This window comes from Salmonella sp. 741265116_PST (genome assembly GCF_046567715.1).
GTDB lineage: Bacteria > Pseudomonadota > Gammaproteobacteria > Enterobacterales > Enterobacteriaceae > Salmonella > Salmonella enterica.
In genome coordinates this window covers 58,460-80,872 of sequence record NZ_JBKFPH010000021.1, presented here as the reverse complement: position 1 = coordinate 80,872, position 22,413 = coordinate 58,460, and the positions used below count along the sequence as shown (strand labels likewise).

Annotated in this window: 13 protein-coding genes and 3 pseudogenes; 5 read left to right on the top strand and 11 right to left on the bottom strand. The window is 44.2% G+C overall.

Annotated elements, in window-relative coordinates; all coding sequences use genetic code 11:
- The 4 genes and pseudogenes from ACLD11_RS15415 to ACLD11_RS15400 form a co-directional block, all read right to left on the bottom strand.
- Window positions 1-830, bottom strand: an 830-nt coding sequence (locus ACLD11_RS15415) for a DUF3375 family protein (protein WP_411015082.1), incomplete at its 3' end; no start/stop codon positions are given.
- Window positions 831-1,557: 727 nt separating this feature from the next.
- A pseudogene (locus ACLD11_RS15410) lies at window positions 1,558-1,854 on the bottom strand (IS481 family transposase); the annotation flags it as partial.
- Between the two features lie 216 nt (window positions 1,855-2,070).
- Entirely contained in the window at window positions 2,071-2,562 is a 492-nt protein-coding gene (locus ACLD11_RS15405; protein ID WP_183060052.1) for a GNAT family N-acetyltransferase, read from the bottom strand.
- Entirely contained in the window at window positions 2,559-2,852 is a 294-nt protein-coding gene (locus ACLD11_RS15400) for a DUF1778 domain-containing protein (RefSeq protein ID WP_183060051.1), read from the bottom strand. Before ACLD11_RS15400 ends, ACLD11_RS15405 begins: the two co-directional genes overlap by 4 nt.
- Before the next feature lie 317 nt (window positions 2,853-3,169).
- Here ACLD11_RS15400 and ACLD11_RS15395 point away from each other — a divergent pair.
- From ACLD11_RS15395 to rtsB, 3 genes and pseudogenes are all read left to right on the top strand, one after another.
- Window positions 3,170-3,392, top strand: a pseudogene (locus ACLD11_RS15395) (hypothetical protein).
- A gap of 264 nt (window positions 3,393-3,656) precedes the next feature.
- The gene (locus ACLD11_RS15390; protein WP_411012018.1) at window positions 3,657-4,532 is read left to right on the top strand and encodes a transcriptional regulator RtsA; all 876 of its coding nucleotides are present in this window, start codon (window positions 3,657-3,659) and stop codon (window positions 4,530-4,532) included.
- On the top strand, window positions 4,529-4,816 hold the full coding sequence (gene rtsB / locus ACLD11_RS15385; protein WP_411012017.1) for a transcriptional regulator RtsB: 288 nt from the start codon (window positions 4,529-4,531) through the stop codon (window positions 4,814-4,816). Before ACLD11_RS15390 ends, rtsB begins: the two co-directional genes overlap by 4 nt.
- A 197-nt stretch (window positions 4,817-5,013) precedes the next feature.
- Here rtsB and ACLD11_RS15380 read toward each other — a convergent pair whose 3' ends face one another.
- Genes ACLD11_RS15380 through ACLD11_RS15355 form a run of 6 tightly spaced genes read right to left on the bottom strand, consistent with a single transcriptional unit; the run spans window position 5,014 to window position 11,306 of the window.
- The gene (locus ACLD11_RS15380; RefSeq protein WP_411012016.1) at window positions 5,014-6,981 is read right to left on the bottom strand and encodes an ATP-binding cassette domain-containing protein; all 1,968 of its coding nucleotides are present in this window, start codon (window positions 6,979-6,981) and stop codon (window positions 5,014-5,016) included.
- Complete coding sequence (locus tag ACLD11_RS15375) at window positions 6,974-7,414, bottom strand: hypothetical protein (protein ID WP_411015081.1); 441 nt, start codon at window positions 7,412-7,414, stop codon at window positions 6,974-6,976. Before ACLD11_RS15375 ends, ACLD11_RS15380 begins: the two co-directional genes overlap by 8 nt.
- A complete protein-coding gene (locus ACLD11_RS15370; protein WP_411012015.1) occupies window positions 7,404-8,639 on the bottom strand; it encodes an HlyD family secretion protein in 1,236 nt (411 codons plus the stop codon). The genes ACLD11_RS15375 and ACLD11_RS15370 overlap by 11 nt, the downstream gene beginning before the upstream one ends.
- A 1-nt stretch (window position 8,640) precedes the next feature.
- Entirely contained in the window at window positions 8,641-9,858 is a 1,218-nt protein-coding gene (locus tag ACLD11_RS15365; RefSeq protein ID WP_411012014.1) for a TolC family protein, read from the bottom strand.
- Window positions 9,848-10,897, bottom strand: a complete 1,050-nt coding sequence (locus ACLD11_RS15360) for a hypothetical protein (RefSeq protein ID WP_259468480.1) — start codon at window positions 10,895-10,897, stop codon at window positions 9,848-9,850. The genes ACLD11_RS15365 and ACLD11_RS15360 overlap by 11 nt, the downstream gene beginning before the upstream one ends.
- Window positions 10,860-11,306, bottom strand: coding sequence for a hypothetical protein (locus tag ACLD11_RS15355; protein ID WP_058331909.1), 447 nt, complete (start codon window positions 11,304-11,306; stop codon window positions 10,860-10,862). Before ACLD11_RS15355 ends, ACLD11_RS15360 begins: the two co-directional genes overlap by 38 nt.
- Window positions 11,307-11,532: 226 nt before the next feature.
- Here ACLD11_RS15355 and ACLD11_RS15350 point away from each other — a divergent pair.
- Window positions 11,533-20,676, top strand: a pseudogene (locus ACLD11_RS15350) (Ig-like domain-containing protein); the annotation flags it as partial.
- 51 nt (window positions 20,677-20,727) lie between these two features.
- Window positions 20,728-21,114, top strand: coding sequence for an Ig-like domain-containing protein (locus ACLD11_RS15345; RefSeq protein WP_259468482.1), 387 nt, complete (start codon window positions 20,728-20,730; stop codon window positions 21,112-21,114).
- 313 nt (window positions 21,115-21,427) lie between these two features.
- On the opposite strand, the gene ACLD11_RS15340 is transcribed toward ACLD11_RS15345, so the two are convergent.
- Window positions 21,428-22,333, bottom strand: coding sequence for an SdiA-regulated domain-containing protein (locus ACLD11_RS15340; RefSeq protein WP_076727846.1), 906 nt, complete (start codon window positions 22,331-22,333; stop codon window positions 21,428-21,430).
- Window positions 22,334-22,413 lie beyond the last annotated feature (80 nt).

The following is a 22,413-nucleotide window of genomic DNA, read 5'->3' as shown; positions in this document are numbered from 1 at the left end:
GAAGCCGAAGGGTGGCTAAGGATTACGCTCGGTCGCTCGCTCATTGCTTTAAGTTCGGAAGATTGACGGAGCTGTTGCTGAAAACTGTCGAAAACTCTTCCCTCAGGCGTATTAAGCAGCGCGTCCTGATCGTTGAGCAGGCGTTCTACGATATCGCCGCGATGATACTGCTCGCCGATAATGGATTGCCGAAGCGCGCGGTCGGCCTCACGCCAGGAGTCTTCCACGCGACGAAAGTCAGCCCGCAGGCTGGAAGCTAAGTTGAAGACCTCGCGAATATGTTCAACCGCCTGATGCGCTTCCAGCACTTCAATATGCCCGGCCTCTGCCTCCTGTAATTCACGTTCCAGTTCGGCAATACGACGACGTAAGGTTGCAACCCGGTTTGCCGGATTTGGATTAAGCCGGGTTTCCAGGTTTTCAATTTCTCGCTGTACGGTGGACAAACGGGAAGCCGTAGAGGTCATGAAACGATTATCCAGCGACTCAACAAACGTAATCGCGACCTCAAGCGCATCGGTGGCGAAGATACGGCCATCCCGTTCGACGATGAGACGGCGTTTAATCCATTCCCGCAGTTCACGGCTGGCCTGAAGAGAGGGATTGTCCTGATTAATGTCATACTGTTCCTGACTCACATGCTCGACAAGAATGCCGGAAAGAGACTGGATCGCTTCTTCAAGGGGGATACCATCATGTGATTTTTCAAACAGCGTTTTCAGGCAACTCAATACCAGCGGGGCGCGGCGGGTGGCAAGAAGTATCCAGGCAGGATGCTGGTTTTTTGCTGAAATATAATTCTCTGTACGCTGCCTTGTGTTTTCTTCCATGTCGCAAAGCCTTCAAAATGCTGGTTGAGGTACACAGACTACGATAATTCGCCGTTGCGGACTTTTTCTCCAGCAGCCTGCCTTACTTTGTGATTTTTATCACAATATTTTCTCCAGTGACTTTCCTCTATTATCAGAAAAATACCGGAATCGGTGTGCTACAAGTTCGGACGAAAGTATGAATTGATAACGTCCAGAATAACTTTACAAGGCAGAATGCAGGAATGCGTGGTGGAAAAATGCGGAAAATATGGAACAAGTCGTGTCGTAAGAGTGGGGTTGTGAGTCAATTTAACACCGATTTTTCGTGATAAATATCACAAAAATAAAGCGATTTTTTATGGGGCCTTCGTGGGGGGCACTATTTACAAGAAATGCCTACAAAACCAATAACAAACAGCACCTTAATCGTGGATATGATTCCGAGTCCGCCACCTTTCCTTTTTTATGCTTCCCTATGAATTCCTATGTGTGTAATTGAATAAGAGCCTATCCCACCAGGCGTTATTGGCGCAGCCAGTTTGGACACGGACAGCGCGCAAAAACCGGAGCGTACACGTAGTACGTGAGGATTTTGAGCACTGCCCAGGACCAAAATGGCAAGTAAAATAGCCCTAATGGAATAGGCTCTAAGTTAGCGTGAAAAACTTTCCAGATGCGTTTCGATTTATCCCTGTGTATCCGGAAAATTGTGGGTCAGATTGAGGGTTCATTCAGTTCGATGAACGGTTTGCTGGTAAATACGCCCAACGCCTTTCAGGTTGCCAACATAGAATATGTCCTGTGAACCCAGATAGCCGGGATGCGCCGTTTCGATTTCTCCACACGCTTCGTCGTCACTGGCTTTACGCTCCAGCGCTGCAATCTGGGAACCGGTTAGCTCGATACCATCACGTGCTACCTTTTCTTCCAGCGCTTTCAGACGTTTCTTGAAGTTATCAAGGTTATGGCGAAACCAAATAGAACGGACACCGCTTCCGGAGACACTCTGTTTACGTAACACGTTACTGGTTCTGTGCTGACCTCTCTGCTGCATAATAACAAGCGATAACGCTTATAAGTAACGTAGGACCAGGGTGTGTTTCGTAACTATTTGTTGTACAACTTGACGCTGTATGTCGACGAAAAACCACTGAATTTGATGGAAAAATATTCAGAAATGAGTTCATTTTTTCATTTCAGGGGCAATTTTTATCCGTAACTTGAAGTGTCTGTGAGGTTAAAGGATACGCCCTGCAGTTTAAACACTCTCCACCAAATCCCCCAACGTCACCATCAGCATCATCGGATCCATCGGCGACGGTACAAACCCCACCCGCAGGTAAAACTCCCGCGCTTCATCCGACAGGGCGTGAACCAGCATCCCGCGAATGCCGATCGTCTCCGCCACCTGGATTACCCGCAGCCCGGCGTCGCGTACCAGCGCACGCCCGACGCCCTTCCCATGCAACGATTTATCCACCGCCAGACGGCCCAGCACTACCACAGGGATCGGGTCAGGCATATTGCGGCGAAAGCAACTGGGGGCGGTATTCGTCATGACCGCGCTGGACGCCAGCGAATAATAGGCCAGTACGTTAGAATCGCTGCCACAACACACAAAGGTACGGGACGCGCCAGTGGTCTGATTTTTCATCGCCCGCTGTTTCAGCCAGTTATCCATAGAATCCACACCGCAGCAAAACGGAGTAATAATATGTCCGGCATGAAGCGGCTCAGGGGCGGAGATCATTTTTCCTGCCCCCACAGCGCAGGAGTCTGCATGGTTTTACGCAGTGCGGCGTTAGGCGCAGGAGCCTGATCCAGACGGGCAAGAAATTCCTGATAAGCCTCGGGATCGGCCATGATGATACGTTGCTCGATCAGCGCTTCTTCGGCAGCAGCACGGGCAGCCTCCAGCACAAAGTCTGTGCGGTTTTTCCCTCTGGCTTTCGCCGCCCGATCGATAAGATCGCGCTCGGCGGGTTTGATGCGCAAATTTAATGTTTCGCGCTTAATAGACATGCTGTTTGCGGCTGACATGGTGTTGTCCTCTTGTGTTTCTGTGGATATTAAGTGTACAACACGTGTAACGCAGATGTCATTACGATAAATTTAGAAGGAATAGAACCGGAGTATCGAACCGAAAGGTTTTCTACTCATTTAGAGATTCAGGACCAGGCCATGCGCTAGCATTCGCTGTGAGTGATTCCTCTTCGGGGCCGGCGCAGCAAAAGATTCAATACTGCCGCGCCAAAACACGCTACATTATGCAATCCAGAAAGCATAAACCTAACGGATACGCACAGTAAGAACCTCAATAACGTGTTACACCGTTTTTCATAATGTCAACCATACGATTGAATGCTTCCCCTCCCCCTCAAACTTCCGGATATCGCTACGCCATCTACCCGCCGCAGTATATATTTACCGCGTTGTATGCCTTTCCTAACCGAGAACGTTAATATTTACCTCCAGGATAAACCTTATCACAAATTAAAATCAGATCTTATACCTCATGCTAACTACCTCCATGAAATTAAAGAGCTATTCTCTAAAAGATTAAAGGAAATTATTACTTAATTCAAATTTTAAAGAGATAATTTGATAATAACATGAGCCAATTCTTGTAAATTTCCATCTTTTTTTTATACGCGACATAGTTTTTTAACGATACTATAATATGTAGAAATGCAATATAAAATATCATTTTCCATAGAAAATGAAAAGATCGCCACCTGACACCTTAAGTTCTCCAATACTTATATGGATATATATTAGTTATTTTTTGAAATATTTTTCAGAATAATTTTGATTTACACACACATTTAATAAAAGGAAGTTATCATGCTAAAAGTGTTTAATCCCTCACCTGTCCCGGTGGGGAACATTGAATATTTACAATCAGAGCAAAACTGGCAGAGGAAATCCTTATCACTTCAGGGATTAAATTTACTGCAGTCCGTACTCATCAAGCTCACCACGGGTAAAATTTCAATTACGACATCGTCCGGGGAGTATATTACGGCATCAGGGCCAATGTTAATATTTTTAGCTAAAGATCAAACTATTCATATCACTATGGAAGAGACTCATGAACAGTTAAATTATAATTTAATTGAATTAGATTCAGCGTCAATAAAAAATGCTTATAATTTTTTTCTGTATGAACATACAGAATTTTCGGCCCCATTAACAAAACCGACGACAAAACATCTGTTAGCGCCAATAGAAACAGGTGTAGCAAGAGTATTCAACCTCTTACACTCTTCAAATAAAACTCAGAAATTACCCCAAGATAAAAAGGAATATTTAATAAGATTTCTACTTTCAGAGTTCATCTATGAACCCGAAGCATTTTCTCTCTTTAGAGAACTATCGCAAAATACATTAGCCGAAAATATCTATAATATTATTATAAGCGACATAAGTCGAAAATGGGCACTCAAGGATATTTCTGACTCACTCTATATGAGTTGTTCCACATTAAAAAGGAAATTAAAACAAGAGAACACCTCATTCAGCGAAGTTTACCTTAATGCGCGAATGAATAAAGCGACAAAACTTCTACGTAATAGTGAATATAATATTACCAGAGTGGCTTATATGTGTGGTTATGACAGTGCTTCTTATTTTACATGCGTTTTTAAAAAACATTTCAAAACTACACCATCAGAATTTTTAGCGTTTTTATCCTCCTCTCGTCATCAATATATTAATTGAGATATCTGATAATGCAGTATAAGAACAAAATAAAACATATTAATATAAGAGATGGAATTCTGTTGCTCGCTAAAAAATTCGATCTAACATTGAGCGAGAAAAAAGTTATTTATTACGTGGCAGCAGGATTATCTGTTAAAAGTTGCTCAAATTTATTAGATCGAAATATAAAAACGATTTCAACACAAAAAAGATCAGCCTATAAAAAAATGGAAATTACTACTGATGTTGAATTAATCCATTTGATGCTGAATGAGTTTTACATATCAGTCGATCTTACGTAATTTTTTCTAAAATTATGCGTCAAACAGCACCAGTTATTTAAGTTTACTGTGTTGATAACTTTAACGCTCAAATGAAATTACAAAGACCATCTTTCCTTCTGTATAAAGAAAAGTACCCTAAGGTAAATCAAAAAATGCAAGCGGCGATATTTCTTAGTCATATCACCGCTCTGCTTTTCATCTTTTCAGATCCGATCTCACCCACTTAACTTCATTTGTGGTACATTTATTGTTGTGCTACTTACTGCTCTTAACCTTTCACCAGAAAGGTCAATTTTGCGGGTAAACATTCTTTGCAGTGAAATATCATGGGTTGCAAAAATGACAATGCTATGACAATACAGATGCTTTATCTTTTCCAGAAATGCTAACGCATCAGTTGTGGAAAGATAAGATGTTGACTCGTCCAGGAAGACTATATCTGGTTTTTTAAATAAAGCCAGATACAACAAAACCTTTTGTTTTTCCCCATTAGAAAGATTGAGTTCATCGACAAATTTTTCGTCTACATTCTCTTTCGAGAGAACAAGATTATTGCAGCATAAAGTTAATATTTTGATAATATCATCATCATCAACCACACCATAAATCATGAAATTTTCACGGAGTGTTCCTTTTATAAAAGTGCTGTTGGTAGAGTGGTAGGCAAGGCAATTCTGGATATAATCTTCAGAGATATGAGTGATATCTACATTATTTAATTTAACTGATCCCGTATAGCAATGACTGGAATTTGATAGTGCTTTGATTAAAGAAGATTTACCTGAACCTGATGCACCAATAATACCAATAAATTCTCCGGGAACAGCAGTGAATGAAAGCTGATCAATCAGTTTTCGTTCTGCAAACGCTATGGATAATTTTTCAATCGACAGTTTTTCGATATGGGATATATAAATTCCACTATGTGATATAAACGTGTCCTTATCTTTCAATAGTTCCGCCAAACTATTTTTAATATGGAACATATGCAATCTTGTCAAATATAGTTTATTAACCCCACCTACTAAGGCCCCAGAGAGTCTGGAGTTAATAATCATAATGGCAATAATAGAGGCAGTCATCAATACTCCGTTAACAACAGCAAAATAGGATGACATAAACATCACAATCATAGAAAGAAAGGAGTTGGCCTTTATCATCTCCGCCCAATGGTGATTTTCGATATTCATCTCCATTTTCGTATACTCATCGCGATGCGTTTTATCCATCAACAACTTTTCAAAGAAGGTGCCGCGTAAGAATTTCAGCTCTTTCCTTTTTTCTTCTAAAGAGATTAGTGTAGACATTTTTTCATAACTGACGGTATTCGTTTGCAACGTTTTTTTATAAGCAGAAAAACGAATATAAACGCAAACAAATGTTAAGCCTATATAGTAGATCAAAAGGGGGAAAGCATAGATCCCCATCATTACAAAAAGACCGATCAGGAATAAAAAAGCTAATGATAAATCAACCGATATTAATGGATATGACTCCCAAAGAGACACCACTGAAGATTCAATAGTACGTATCTTCACCGCAGCATTTCTGCAATTGGATGCTTTTAATGCATGGAGATATAAAGCATTACATTTTATATTGTTAACTCTAATATGTGCAGATGTTTTATCATAAAGCATACCTTTTAAAATAAGTTCAAAAAGAACAAAAATTATGAATATTCCAGTCACAAAGATAATGGAATGGTAAGAATCACTATAAATCAATCGTGTATTAAATAGATTTGAATAAAGTGGTGTCATTAAAGCAAAAAAGATTAATCCTAGCGCAAGGTAACTTGCCTTTGGTGTCATCTTTTTGATAGCTTCAAAAACATCTCTGTCATCTATATTTTTTAATTCCTTTGAGAGATAAAATATTCTTTTACTACGTAAATCATCTTGCGTTACCACCTCAGAAGAACTCAGATTAATAATCTTATTTTTTTCTTTTTGTAAGATTAAAAAATAAGATTCTGTCCATTCAACTATAAATGTTTTAGGAAGATGAGCGTACTCGCAACAGCTATTACTGGTTAACTCAAAGTCAAAAAAACTATCATTTACATAATCATTAAAATTCTGCACTATATCATACATATCTTTGCTTTTATTTTTATAAACAAAAGCAACTTCCTCTACCAGGCAATATTTCCTGATAACATCAAAGAAATCATTATTCATTTTTCAGTTCTTCAACAGCACAGTTATTTTTACTTGTCGGCTCATAAATCGGTGATACCACAATAATTTTTTTGTTACCTAAAACTGATTTGGAAACAATATAATTATAAGTTGTATATTTTTTAGCAACCTTCAGACTCATATTATTACCATATGTGCAGTAGAGCCTGACTGCAGAACTGGAAGAACGAAGCGGTAAAAGGTCTGAAACAGATATGGAAAATCCTTGACCAGACATAATAATAGCTTTTTGCTTATTCTTCAACTCTTCAGTATCAGAACTGTACTTGAGTATAGATGAATCTAATTTTTCATCTTTTTCAATTGCTATCGATAAAAGATTAGTTAATAATACGGACATCAGTAATATCATCACCGCTACAGCCGAGGATAAGGCAGAAACGAATCCAAGCATAGTTACATTACCAAACATTAAATACGATATTATCGCCTACCAACGCTGTAATATAGTTTAACAGCGTGACTTTTTTGCTAAGCGCATATACATTAACCTGCACACCCTCCAGTTCAGGTGGAACCTTGACACTATCATCCGGCTTTATTTCAATTTTGTAATAACGCTCAGCACCATTTTTCTCATCGTCAGAAAACGAGTCAGCACTTATCCTCGTAATCTGCCCGGCAATCGTTTTTTTATAACCTGGAGAGGTTACTGTAATTTTCACACTGGCTCCAGTAAAGATAAAAGGTCGATACTTTGCTAGAATTCTCGCATCTACTACCTTACTTTCATTGTTTTTTTTGATGGTCATGACAGGCTGCGCATTTTCAACATAAGAACCTTTTTCAAAACTACGCTCTATGCTTAATATTACACCATTCGTAGGAGATAAGACGCTATTAGCCTTAATTTTATTTCTTAGAAGTTCCAGTTGCCCACGATTTTCAAGGCGCTCCCTACGTAATTGCTCCAACTGCTCGGCATTATTATTAAGTTGTTCAAGCACGCTGCTGCGGAATCGATTGTTTGCCAACTTAATGTCATTTTGTAAGGCAAGCAAGCTAATGTCTCCGGTTGTTATCTGAGAAACAATCTGACTAACCTCAGTCTGATTATTTATTATCTCTATCTCCGGAGCACGGGCGGACTTTAGTAAATTACCTTTTCTTTTCAAAAGTAATAATCGTTCATGAAGGTCGTCTTTTTCTTCATTCATTTTCTCTTCCCGCTGTTTTAGGTTTTTCTCCTCATTCCTTAAAGAGAAAAGCTCATTCAAAAATTTATAAGCACTGAGTTCTTGAGAGAATAGTTCTTTAATTTGTGCCGAAAATTCACTTTCTTCAGGTATTTCTCCCGCAAGAATCATTTTAAGTAACTGTTGATCTTCTTCAAGATTCTGAATACGCCTGCCAGCGAATGAGACTAGCTCATTAAGCGTTTTCTCCTGATGAAAGACATCAAGATTGGTATAGGAGAAAAGAATATCCCCTATCTTGACGGGCGAACCTGTTCGTAGATCAAACTTATTAATGAAACCTGAGTCAGGGCTTACAATTACCAGTTTATCCGAAGCCCCAGTAATCACTCCGGTACCAGGAGAAACAATATCTATCTTCGCAACACCAATATAAATAATCAAAACCATCATTATGGCGATTAAAGCTAAAAACTTGTGCGAAAGCGTATTACTCTTCATATTACAAACTTAATAATTCGCCTGAGATCTGTAACAAAGATACTTTATTAATAGCATCACTTATCTTCATTTCAATCATCTTTCGCTCTAATGCAAAATAATCATATTGTGTATTTAACATCTCATAATAGGATGATTGTGAAATATTATATTCTCTTTTCTGATTGGCTAAGATCACTTCTGTAGTTTTACTTTGTTCTGCCAACCCTTGAAGCTCCTTTTCATTTGAATTGATGGTCAATTGCAAAGACTTCATCTTTGCCAGTAGCTCTTTATATTTGAAGTCCATTTTTGTTTTTAAAACCTGGTACGCCTTAATTCCCGTTTGTCTGGTAATCTTTTTGTCGTAATCAAATAGATTCACTGCTACCTGAATCCCCCCCCAGGAGTCTTTATCTACACGCTGACTGTTATTATATCGTTCTTCCGCGACCAGATTCACTTGAACCAATGAATCCTGCTGCCATGCGTTAAATTTTGCTGCATCAGCCTGCTCGCTCAACAATTTATAATCGAGATTATTATAGATTTTCTTATCATTTATTGTATAAGTGTTAATTTTATCTATGATATTATCAGGTAGGTAAACCCCCTGAGCAGGAAAGGCAATGCCTGTTGCCAGCTCTATATTAGATTTAAGCAACTCAATCTCTTTATTAATATTTTCTGATTCTGTTTTTATTTTTTGAATCAACAGACGAGCCTGTTCTACATCGCTTGCCTTAGCAATACCTGATACATATCGGCCCTCAATTTGTTGGTATAATTCGACGGCAGTTTGCTCCAGGTTCGCTGCCTTCGTCTCAAGATTATTGTAATATTTAATACCAATCAAATTTTCTACTAACGTTTTATACAAGTTCTCTTTTTCTTTCAATAAGGATAACTCTGCGCCATGAAGCCGACTATTTTTTTCTTTAAAGCGATCAGCGATCGTTGTGCTAAAAATTAAAGAACTCGCTGTTACTTTAGAATCAGTTATATCACCACGGGTGGAATCTGATTTGTACTTACTTTCTGCAGAAATCTTCGGCATAAAATACAAATCAGTTTGTTTTGCACGCAATAACTCTGCCTCCAACTCTAACGCTTTGGCTCTAATCCCCCCTGATTCTTGATACATTTCATTAATAAATTCAGAATAATGTAAAGTCCCCTGACTGGCTAAAGCCAATGGACTAAAAAACAAGCACCCTATAATGCTAAAATTAGTTTTCATTCGTCAACACCTCTACAACCTGTTGTATTTTTTTCTTAAATTTATATTTTTCATGGAAATGAGCCTCCTGCCTGTCGTTAATAAGTTTCAGTTGCTCTGCCTTCATGCCTTCCATCTTTTCAATGAATTCAGAATTTTTCTTCATTAACGAGACCAGGGTGCTGATACCGATGTTCAATTCCATTAATTGTTCGTTGCCAGATGTTATTTTTTCATTTATCAGCATATTGCTTTGATTAACATCCATGAGTGATGTATTCATGCTGAAAAATCCTTTTTCATTAAGTTCTGCAGATGTTTTTGCTATTGCTTGTAGATGACTGATGGCCGTGTTTATTTGCTGTAAGCTCTCTGCCATCACTTTGCCATTCATAACCAACAGTTCCGTCATATTGGTATTATCTGGTATACAGACCAGTTTAGTGGCGATATTGGTGTTAATCTCTTCGAGCAACATAACCCGGTTGAGTAACGCTTGTAGTTCATCCTCCGAAGGCTTTTTCTCCGGTTCATTGTCAACGTGATTCTCGGTTTCGTAGTAAAACTCCCAAAAATTAAGACTGACCAGAAGTAATACTGAAACAGCAACACCTAATATAGATGTCAGGAACGCAAATGACATTGCCGTCAGAGCTGACGAAATCGATGAAATCATAGCGCCCATTTTTGCTGCCAGGTCGCCTTCTCCCCCCAGCGAACCTGCAATAGCTGATACCATATCGGTTAGCCCCATAAAGGTACCGATAAGTCCCAATGAAACTGCAACTGACGCTGCCAGCTTCGTTTGCGTTGCCAGTAAGGCATAGTATCTTCGGGCCTTTAATCTGAATATCCAATGCGTTAAAAACAAGAGTAGCGGTAATACAAACAATACCCCACAAGCATAAGTAATTTGTGGTGCCAGAAAAACAGCCTGATTAACCATGTTTTTGATGGCTGGGAACAAAAGATAACAGGCAGCCGTTAATATATAAAAAATCAAACCCAAAAAATGCATTTGTTTAATAGCTCCAGTAAATACACGACAGATTTTTTCCACACTGCGAGACGTTTCCTTCTCGGAAGTCGATTTCTATATCAGATGGTAATTTTAAGTCCGTATAAATTTTCAATAGATTAAATGTATTTTTCTCCTTGTAATTTTCTATAGATTCAGATACTGCACCATAAAACGTGATTTTTTTCTTTCCTGAGTCAATTAGATGCTTACGGGTTTGATACAAATCGGTAGACGAAAGTGAAACAGCTCCACTATAGTAAATACTATTCTTACTTAGATCTGTGAATGAATCTCTGAACTTTAATGCTCCGCCATCCGATGTTACAAGCGAGTCTGTTCCTGATAACATAAATACTGTGGAGATCAGTATTAGTATACAAAGAGCTCCGCTTAATCCATCAACCATCGGCGCCAATTCTTCATCGCCATTATTTTCATCTGCACTCATACGGCCATCTTAATATTGGTAAAGGTACTTTAATTATAAATATCCCATGCTGATCTGACATACAATCATGAGCTTGAGATATTGCATTTTTAGACCATTAAGATACTGCTTAATTTATTTCATATTTACTGACAGGTAAAATTAAGCCTCTGAAAAAGAAAAGTTAGCCTACTATCAAAACCATTTTGGTAATCTACCATTAGCTATATTAAGGAATATCGACAACATGACGACGCAAAATGATATCTCTTCGACTGAAAAACCGAACGTTAAACCGGAGAGTGTTACGGATATTAAGTCGTATAAAGTCAGTGGCTTTGATCTGATAGTCACTACCGCTGACGGTAATACCACAACATTAAAAGATGGCTTAACTAACCTGGTTCTGGGAAATATTGAATTACGCGACACATCGGGAAAAACAATTAATCAGGATCATATTATCTCGTCTATAAAAACCTATCAGCTTGGTTTAGATACTGTATACCTTGCTGATATGCTAAAAAGCGAAGAGTCGACCATTGAGGCTAATAATGACGAGGCGGATAAGGAGGCGTCTGTCGAAACGAATAAATCCTTAGAGACTGCTTTACAACAAAAAATTAAAGAGTATGAGGCGCTTCTCAAAGAGCGTGCCGAAGAGCAGCAACAGAACATAAAGCTCGAACAAAACGATCTGTCGCCAGAAAAAAAAGAGATTATCGATAAGAAAGCAAAGCAAGAAATTTCGAAAAATCTAAAACCGGCAGAAGAGGAAGTCCAAAATAGCGTAGCCACACCACCACCTCCTCCTGCCTCGTCCTCTTCATCCAGTTCTTCATCAGGAGAGCCGGCGGAAAAAACTCAGGCACCGTTACCCACTCAGGAAACGCCCCTCTTTATTACCGGTAAGTTGGATGCGAAAACAGACTCAGGTAAAACAGGGGATGGGATTACCAACATCGCAAACCCCACCTTTAGCGGAAATGCTACGCCAGGCGCAACGGCAAGTCTGATAATCAACAAAACACATTATCCGCTAACTGTCGATAAAGATGGAAAATGGACATTACGGCTATCTTCCCCCCTGCCGGATGGCCATTATGATGTAAACTTTACCATTACCGATAGCAGCGGCAAAACGGTAGCTTCCACTACCACCATTGTGATTGATAGCGAAATTACCGGACTTACTGCCTCGCTTGATCCAACGTCAGATTCCGGCATTACAGGCGATTCGATAACAAATAATACTAAGCCAGTGCTTCAGGGAACCTCAGAACCGGGCTCCATTATTAATGTCATCATAGGTGGAATGACGTTAACTACGGTGACTAACGCTGAAGGCTATTGGTCTTTATCCCCGGGTACAAATTTGCCTGATGGGGTCTATCATTACCAGGTAACCGCCACCGATGATGCAGGCAATACCGCCACGGTGACTAACAGCGTCACGATTGATGCCACTGCGCCTGACGTAACGTTTGCGTTATCCGACGCCACGGATACCGGACAACAGGACGATTTTCTGACGAATATTCCCCAGCCCGCATTGACCGGAAAAACCGAACCCGGCGCGAATGTGATGCTCACCCTGAATGGCCACGTCTATGAAGGCACCGCCGACCAGCAGGGACAGTGGGAATTTAAAATCACTCCGGCGCTCGACGACGGCAGCTATGACTTTACTGTCACCATAACCGATATCGCGGGCAATACCGCCACGCAAACCGGTACCGTCACTATTGATACCCAGCTCCCGACGGTTACTGCAACATTATCCGCAGAGTCAGATACTGGCAGCAGTGATGCTGACGGCATTACCAATAATCCCCATCCAGTATTAATCGGGAGCACGAAACCTTTTGCCGTGGTTACCGTTACACTTGCCGGCAAATCGTTTTCTGTACGGGCTGATGAAAACGGGCTATGGGCCTGGAAAGTGCCAGAAGATCTGGTATTAGATGATGGCGAGCATGTTTATACGCTTTCAGTCACCGATGCGGCAGGAAATAACGCCTCTTCGCCTTTAGAAGGCCGTTTTACACTTGATACGACACCACCGCCAGCGCCCACAGTGACCCTTGACGTCAACAGCGATTCAGGTGATTCAGGTGACAATATCACCAATATAACAACGCCCACTCTGCACGGAAAGTCTGACCCCCATACGGAAGTACTTGTGACTGTTGACGATCACGTTTATACCCTGCAGGCCGATGAAAATGGCGACTGGCAGCTCACGCTGGATACACCGCTGGCTGATGGTCGCTATGACGTCACCGTTGTGGCAAAAGATAGCGCAGGAAATATGAGCGAAACCGCAGGGAGTATAACCCTGGTTATTGATACCAGTCGGCCGGAAATCACCGTCAGCTTGCTGGACAGCGATGACAGCGGTGTCAGCAACAGCGATAATATCACCCAGGTTAGTCAACCAACCTTCCACGGTACGGCGACACCAAATACCACCGTTATTTTTACCATTAATCATGTCGACTATCCCGTCGCCGTAGGTGTGGACGGTAGCTGGTCTTTAACGCTCCCGGACGCGCTTGCGGATGAAACCTATGAATATACGGTACAAGTAAAGAATGCGGTGGGAACCAGCGCGACCACAACGGGGACGATTACCGTGGACACCACGCCACCTTCATCTGATGCAAGCTTAAACGAAGCATCGGATAGTGGACAGAGTACGCAGGATGGCATTACCAACGTTATCCGCCCTATCTTTACCGGTACGACAGAGCCCGAGGCCAGCGTAGAAATTATTTTTAACGGCGTGAGTCATACTCTGACAGCCGGCGCTGATGGCGTCTGGCAATATGCGATGCCGAACGACCTTACTGATGCAACTTATACTTATACGGTCGTCACCACCGATAAAGCGGGCAATACCTCAAGCAGCGAGCATCAGTTTACTGTTGATACCGTTTCCCAACTCAGCGGTGGGCTTGACCTTTCCAGCGTGATGGAAGGGACTGTGGGGAATACGACTACCCAGCTTGTTCGCCCAACGCTCAGCGGTATGGCCGAACCCGGCAGCCTCGTCACCGTCACCATTAAAGGCGCGACCTATATGGCTTCCGTAGATAATGCCGGAAGTTGGAAACTGACCTTACCCAAAGATGCGGCTCCCGGCCTGAATGAGTATACCGTAACTTCAGAGGATCTTGCCGGTAACACGGCAACAATAACGGGCAATTTTAATTACGTCCCATCAGGCATCACGCCGCCTAAAGTAACGGCGCAGTTGGATGTAGATAGTGATAGCGGCACTAAGGGCGACAATATTACCAATAACAATACGCCAAAAATTGTCGGGCAGGCTACGCCGGATACCGTCATTGTCCTGACCATCGCAGGGCAAAGTTATACCACAACGGCGGCGGCCGACGGCAGTTGGTCTATTGATGTGACTAACCCATTGCACGAAGGGTTCAACGAATATACGGTTACCGCGACGGACACCACTACCGGGATCTCCGCCATCGCCACGAATAATGTTTTTATTGATACCCTTAATCCTATGTCCATCGTCGGTTTAACGAGCGATTCTGATACCGGTATCAAAGGGGATATGATCACCCAATCGACCAGGCCCGTATTTACCGGGAAAACCGAGCCTGGCGCGACGATCACTTTACATATAGATGGCCAAACACTTAACACCACAGCAGACCATAACGGAACCTGGACGCTGCAAGGCCCGACCTGGGGGTTACCGCCTAATCACACGGCCAGCTATACCCTTACCGTCACAGATACAGCCGGAAACCAAACCTCTACAAAAGGGAATGTTATCACTGATAATAAACCGCCGACGCTGACAGGATCTGAGCTGGACAGCAGCAGCGATACGGGCGACAGAGACCGATACTGGACTAACGATCTCACCTCCACATTGACGGGACGGGTTGAACCGGGTTCAAAATTGACCATTCGTATTAATAACACAACCTACGACGTGACGGATATCGCCAGCGACGGCACCTGGAAATTCACTCTCCCTGCGGGGCTGGTAGCGGATAACGGCAGTTATAACACTGTTCGCTTTTACATGACGGCAACCGATGCCGCAGGCAATACCACGACAAACTCTGACGCCATTTATATTTGTAAGCGTAAACTGACTATCACCAACGGACTCTCTGCTGAAACGGATAGCGATACCAAAGGCGATAATTTGACATCCGTGACCCGCCCAACGCTAGAGGGTACCATCGCCGGAGGTGAGGCTAACGACAATCTGCGCGGCACCATTACCATCGGCGGTAAGACTTATCCGCTCACGATTACCGCCGGAGGGACAAAGTGGTCGTTTACGGTCCCCGATGGCGCTCCGCTGGGCTCAGGAATACATGACTATACGCTAACGTTCAAGGATAAATTTGGTACAGAAACCACCCACTCCGCCTCGGTGACAATCAGTACTCTGATCGGATTTCTTTCCCCCGAAGATGATACTGGCGTAGTCGGCGATAACCAGACGCAAAATGCCTCACCGTCGTTAAGCGGCAAAGCGAGTATCGGCGCCACATTACGTATTGAGTTTAATGCGCAGGAATATACTATTCCGGTTAATGCCGATGGCACCTGGACGTTTACATTACCGGGAGGGCCATTCGTTGAAGGGGAATATCACTACAAACTGACTGAGATTATTGGACACTCGGTCACGTCATTTAACGGTTCCTTCGCCATAGACCATACACCGCCGGAAATTACCGGGGGACTTAGGCCCAACGATGCGACGCCAAATGACCCTACAGCCTCCCGATGGGCTATGCCGACGTTTAATGGAAAAGCAGAACCCAATCGGGAAGTTATTGTAGAGATTAATGGAAAACGTTACTCAACCACTTCAGACGATAATGGTAACTGGCAAATCTGGTTACAGGATGTAAATCTTCTTCCTGACACACGTTACGATTACACCATAACGTCTACCGATGGTGCGGGGAATAGCGGCGTATTTCATGGCTCAGTTAGCAATGTCGTCACCGCGCCTAATGCACAATTTGGCGGTCATGAAGATTATCTCATTGGTACCGCTGGCTCAACTAACACTATTTTCTATACGGACGCCTCGCCGGTTATCGTCGGACGCGGTAATCCGGGCGATACGATCACTATCAGAAAGAGCGCAGGAGGTCCTGCCCCTCTTACTGCCGTTGTTGACGCAGATGGCAACTGGAAAATTCAGTTGCCTGCGTCAGAATTCCCGGCAGATACCCCCCAGGGCGGATACTTCACCTGGAACCTGACCGTAACCAATAGTTATGGTTTGGAAACTACTTACACCATTAGAATCACCCGCGACTCCGTACCTCCGAATTTAACTGGTGGTCTGGACAACACCAGCGATACCGGTACGCCGAACGATGGCATCACGAATAACACCAGACCTACGTTTAGTGGCCACACGGATGCCGGTCTGAAAGTAACCATTACGCTGAACGGGCAAACCTACACGGTAACCGCCAATAATGCCGGTAAATGGAGCTTTACCGTACCGGAAGCGCTACGGGACGGCAATTATGATTACACCATATCGACCGTCGATAAGGCCGGTAATGCTTCCACTCCTGTTACCGGCACACTTACCGTAGATACTTCCAGCGTGGCGCTGACAGGAGGACTGGACACAACCGCCGATCCGAATATCGCCAATGGCTGGAGTAATCACAACGATCAAACGTTAAAAGGTACAACCACGCCAGGCGCCACCGTGACGGTGACAATCAACGATGTTATCTATACGCCAACCGTTACCGCTGATGGCAACTGGACTTTGCCTCTCCCCGATCTGGCCAACAATAGCTACAGTTATACCGTGACAGCCACCAATACAGCGGGCACCTCATCCATCATTACCGGCCAGTTTGTCATTGATAATACGCCGCCAGCCACAACGGTAGGGCTCAGCGTCGCTACGGACAGTGGGACGTTAGGTGATTTTATCACTAACAATGAAACACCCGTGTTTACAGGCAAAACGAAACCAGGCGCTACAGTAACGCTTACGGTTGATGGACAAACATATACGGTCGTAGCGGACAATACAGGACTCTGGGAAGTGGCCGTCACCACGCCATTAAATACGGGTACGCATAATTATACCGTCTCCGTTATCGACCTTGCGCAAAATATCAGCCCGCCAGCAACCGGCACGCTGAATATTCAAAGTGGAAACATCACCGGTTCGGTAACTGGCGGCCTGGATGTTCACAGCAATACTGGCGATACCAGCGATACCCTCACCAGTAATAAAAAACCTAACTTTTCCGGCACCGCGCCTGCTGGCGTTACGGTCGTCGTCACTATTGACGGCAAAACGTATAAAACCGTAGCCGATCGGGACGGTAACTGGATGCTGGCGATTACCAACCCATTGCGCGATGGCGTCCATGATTACACGATCGCGCTCGAAGACATAGCGGGTAATCAATCGCCGCCAATGACCGGGCAGGTGACTATCGATAGCGAATCGCACCTTCAGATAAACGGCCTTAGCCATGATACGGACTCCGGCACGAAAGCCGACAATACCACCAGTAATACCACGCCCACACTAACGGGAACCGCTGACGCCAATGCAACTATTACACTCATAATTGGCGGTAACAGGTACATCACCACAGCGAACGCAGACGGGGAATGGGCTATCCCGCTGACTCACGCCTTAACGGATGGCGCTTATCATTACACGGTCACTGCCACCGATAGTGCAAACAATACAACATCGTCGACGGCAACCATCACGATTGACACCACCGCTCCCGACCATTTAACCGGCGGACTGGATACTACCAGCGAAACCGGGGGAGCCGGCAGTCATCTTACTAATCAGACGATGCCGACCTTTAGCGGCGTCACAGAAAACGGCGCAACCGTCACGCTAATGATTAACGGTAAGACGTATACCGCCGTCGTGGGTGAGAATGGTAAATGGAGCATTACCCTGCCGGAAGCCGGTAAATTAGCGGATGGCAGCTATCCGTATACGATTACAGTGACGGATGCCAGCGGCAATATGAGCAACGCACAGGTGAACGGTAATGTCACTGTTCAACACACGCCGCCCTCAGCAAATGCCGGGTTACACGCCGGGAGCGACAGCAGCGTCACGGGCGAACAAGTGACCAACAACACTCAGCCTGTGCTGTCGGGCAAAACCACGCCTGGCGCGTCGATTGTTATTGTATACGCTGGCGTGAATTATCCCATTCCTGTCGATGCGTCAGGTAACTGGACGTTCCAGATACCAACCACGCTAACGGATGGTGCCTACAACTACCAGGTTCTGGCCACGGATAATGCTGGCAACGAATCTCGCTATGAGGGCGCCTTTACGATTGATACCACTCCTCCGGACGCCCCCGTCGCCGCCCTGGCGGAAATAGCAGACAGCGGCGTCAAGGGTGATGACATTACCCACATTAAGAATCCAACCTTTGCAGGAACGGCAGAAGCGAACGCTACCGTAATACTGACGATTAACGGCAAAGACTACACCGCTCAAGCCGGAAGCGACGGCGCCTGGACAATCACATTGCCTGTAGGCCATTCGCTGCCAGACGGTACGTATCAGTATACCGTTCTGGCCCAGGATGCCGCCGGAAATCAGTCTGCATCCACTGCGGGGTCTGTAATTATTAATACCGCCGCGCCAACAGTCCCTACGGGAGGCCTCACACAAGATCCGGATTCCAGTACCGGTACAGATAACACGACTAACGTAACCACCCCGACGTTTAGCGGTAAGGCTGACCCTCACAGTGTCGTCATTCTGCGAATCAACGATAAAGCGTATGAGATCCAGGCAGGAAATGACGGTGCCTGGAAATTTACATTACCGGCAGAAGATAGTCTTATTGAGGGCACTTACGAGTACACCCTACAGAGCAAAAACGCTATCGGGAATACCTCCGCAGAACAGGCAGGCTCGTTCATCATTGATACGACACCGCCAACAGTCCCCACGGCCAGTCTGGCCCCCGGTTATGACACGGGAGTGGCTGACGACAATATCACACGTATCACTACGCCTAAATTCACCGGTAAAGCGGAGCCAGGAGCGACAATCACACTTTCTATCAACAATAAAACGTATGAATGTCCTACGGCGGACGACGGTACATGGGTCTTTACTTTACCCACAGCAGATGCGCTCACAGCCGGTAACTATGCCTATACCGTGTTAGCCACCGACGCCGCAGGCAATGTCTCCGCAACGGCTCACGGCAGCATAACCATCGATCTCACCCTCCCGGCCGTTCCAAACGGCGGGCTGGCTATCGAGTCGGATACAGGCGACACCGGAGATAATATTACCCGTGCGGATCTTCCCACCTTCAGCGGTACGGCAGAACCGAATATCACCGTTATTCTGACCATCAATAATAAAAGCTACGACGTGCCGGTGAGCAATGATGGGACCTGGCGCTTTACCTTACCTGCTGGAGATAAGCTGAACGACGGCTCCTATAGCTTTACGCTGCATGGTAAAAACATGGTGGGTACGACCTCTGAGTCCTTCACAGGATCGATAACTATCGATACGACACCGCCAGCACCTGTCGTTGGAGAACTGTCTGACGATACAGATACGGGAACTAAAGATGATGGCATTACCAGCGTGAGTACGCCGACCTTTACCGGTACGACAGAGCCTGACGCGATCATCATTCTTACCATTAACAATAAAACGTATGAGATCCAGGCCGATGATCACGGCGCATGGCGTTTCACACTGCCGCCAGAAAATGCGCTGCCTGACGATACGTATGTTTATACGGTACAGGCAAAAGACGCCGCCGGAAATACGTCTACGCCAACCAGCGGTTCGCTTACCATTGACACTACATCACCCTCGCCTACTACTGGCGCGCTTACCGAGAATTCAGATACCGGCGATAAGGGAGATAACATCACCAGTGATAAAACGCCGACATTTACTGGCGCAACAGAACCCGGAGCAACGATTATTCTGACACTCAACCAAAAAACGTATACATTCCAGGCCGAAAATGACGGCAGATGGGAATTTACCTTACCGGATGCTGATGCGTTAGACGACAGTGTTTACCGCTATACGGTACAGGCTAAAGACCAGGCAGGAAACGCCTCTTCGCTGTCTACCGGCTGGCTGACGATCGATTCTACACCGCCAGTACTTTCCATGGAGGGTAATAGTGATATCGGCGCCGGAGGCGATAATATCACTAACATCAATACACCGACCTTTATCGGCTCCTCAGAAGCGCACGCAACAATGAAGCTGACTATTGATAATAAGGATTTTATAACAACTGCAGATGAAACAGGAAAATGGACAATTACTCTTAAGCAGCCCCTCAATGATGGCGCTTATGACTACACCATTACGGCTAAAGACGCTGCCGGGAATGAGAATACGCTGAACGAGCGGCTGACTATTGATACACAACCGCCCGCCGAACCAACGTTGGGATCGACTATTAGCAGTCTGGATAATACCGTCACCCTTAAGGGAGTCGTGGAGGCGCATCAGGATATTCAGGTGAAGGTCACGGTCAACGATACGGACTACACCGCCAGTGTTGATAACGATACCGGTAACTGGCATGTTTCTGTTCCGCAATCCGCTATTCTGTCGGGGGCGAATCAGTACACCATAACGGCCACCGATCCCGCCGGTAATAGCGCCACCGCCAGTGGAGCATTTACAGGTACATCGCCGACGGAAAATCCGGTTAACAAGAGTTCCGGCGTAGATGAAATGATTTTGCTTAGCGAGGCGACATTGCATTCGGTAAGTGTTGATGAAGAATATTATGCCTGATAACTAAACATCACCATGCGAGGCCTCTTCGGAGGCCTCCTGAAAAAAACAGAATAATATTTATTGTCTGTTAATTATTACAGAAGAGAGTTAATTTATAAAAAAAAGCGGCAGACTACGCTGCCGCAAATATGAGGAGGACAATTACCGTTACGCTACACCACAAAGTAATCCGTTACTGAGGTAAGTAAAACATAAATATCCCCAACAATGAATCAACGAAATCAACGAAATCAACGAATCAAGAAATCGTCAAATCATGGTATTAATAACCTTGTTCTGTTTTAGCATACTGTGGCAGTAAAAATACATTTTAGTCATTCTGTATATCACATGAAAATTTATAAAACAGATTTGGTTCGCTCACAATATACAAATTATTTTCATTATCCATGGCAATCCCTTCTGGTTGGGGGATATCGTCTCTGAGCCCTGACCACTCCGCCGTCAGGAACAATCGATCGCGCACCCGCCACTCGGAACTGACCTCCAGAATCATTTTTGACTCGTCCGACAACACCAGCAGCGAATCCGTTGGGGCATGGTATTCAAGTCCGGAAACATCGCTCACACTTGCAGTGATGGCAGAAGGCAACGCTCTGGTGATACCATTTTTGCTCATCTCTACTTCTTTGATCATTATGGGTTTTCTTTCTTTTGCGGCATATAATCTCTCATTTTTCGCATCCCATGCCGTACCTTCCAGCCCTTTATTTTTTGCTTTGTCATAACCCTCAAGCTTCACCATGGAGATTATCTGCATGGTGCCGCGCTGAATATCCACCTGTGTTTTATAGACCGCGCCATCTTTCTCACTGCCTATCTGGAACTGGTTACCCCCACTCCATGCAATAGACTCCGGGTCGTGGATGCCCTGGAGCGGCATCCGCCCTATCAGCTGCCCTTCTGTCGTTAACCAGACCAGTTCAGGGGGATTATTAATAACGGCGAAAAGCATCCTGTCTTCGGCGGAGTAGGTCAAACCTGAAAGGTTACTCTTAACTCCTGCGACTGGTTTTTGCTGAATAACCGCTTTATAGCTACTCAGTGCTAGCGCCGAAGGTTTATCACCATATTTGAGGATCAGTTGATAAACATAGCGTATATCGTCCCTGACCATAAATAAAATCACGCCCAAGAGTACAACCACAATAACGCGTTTTAGTAATCTCATAAAAAATCCATAGCAGATCGCGTCACGACTGATGTCGTAACGCATTTCTTAAAAATAAAGCCGATGTCCGATAGAATCGTTATTCGGTTATGGCGAGCGCCATTAGCATAGGCAAAATGAAATAG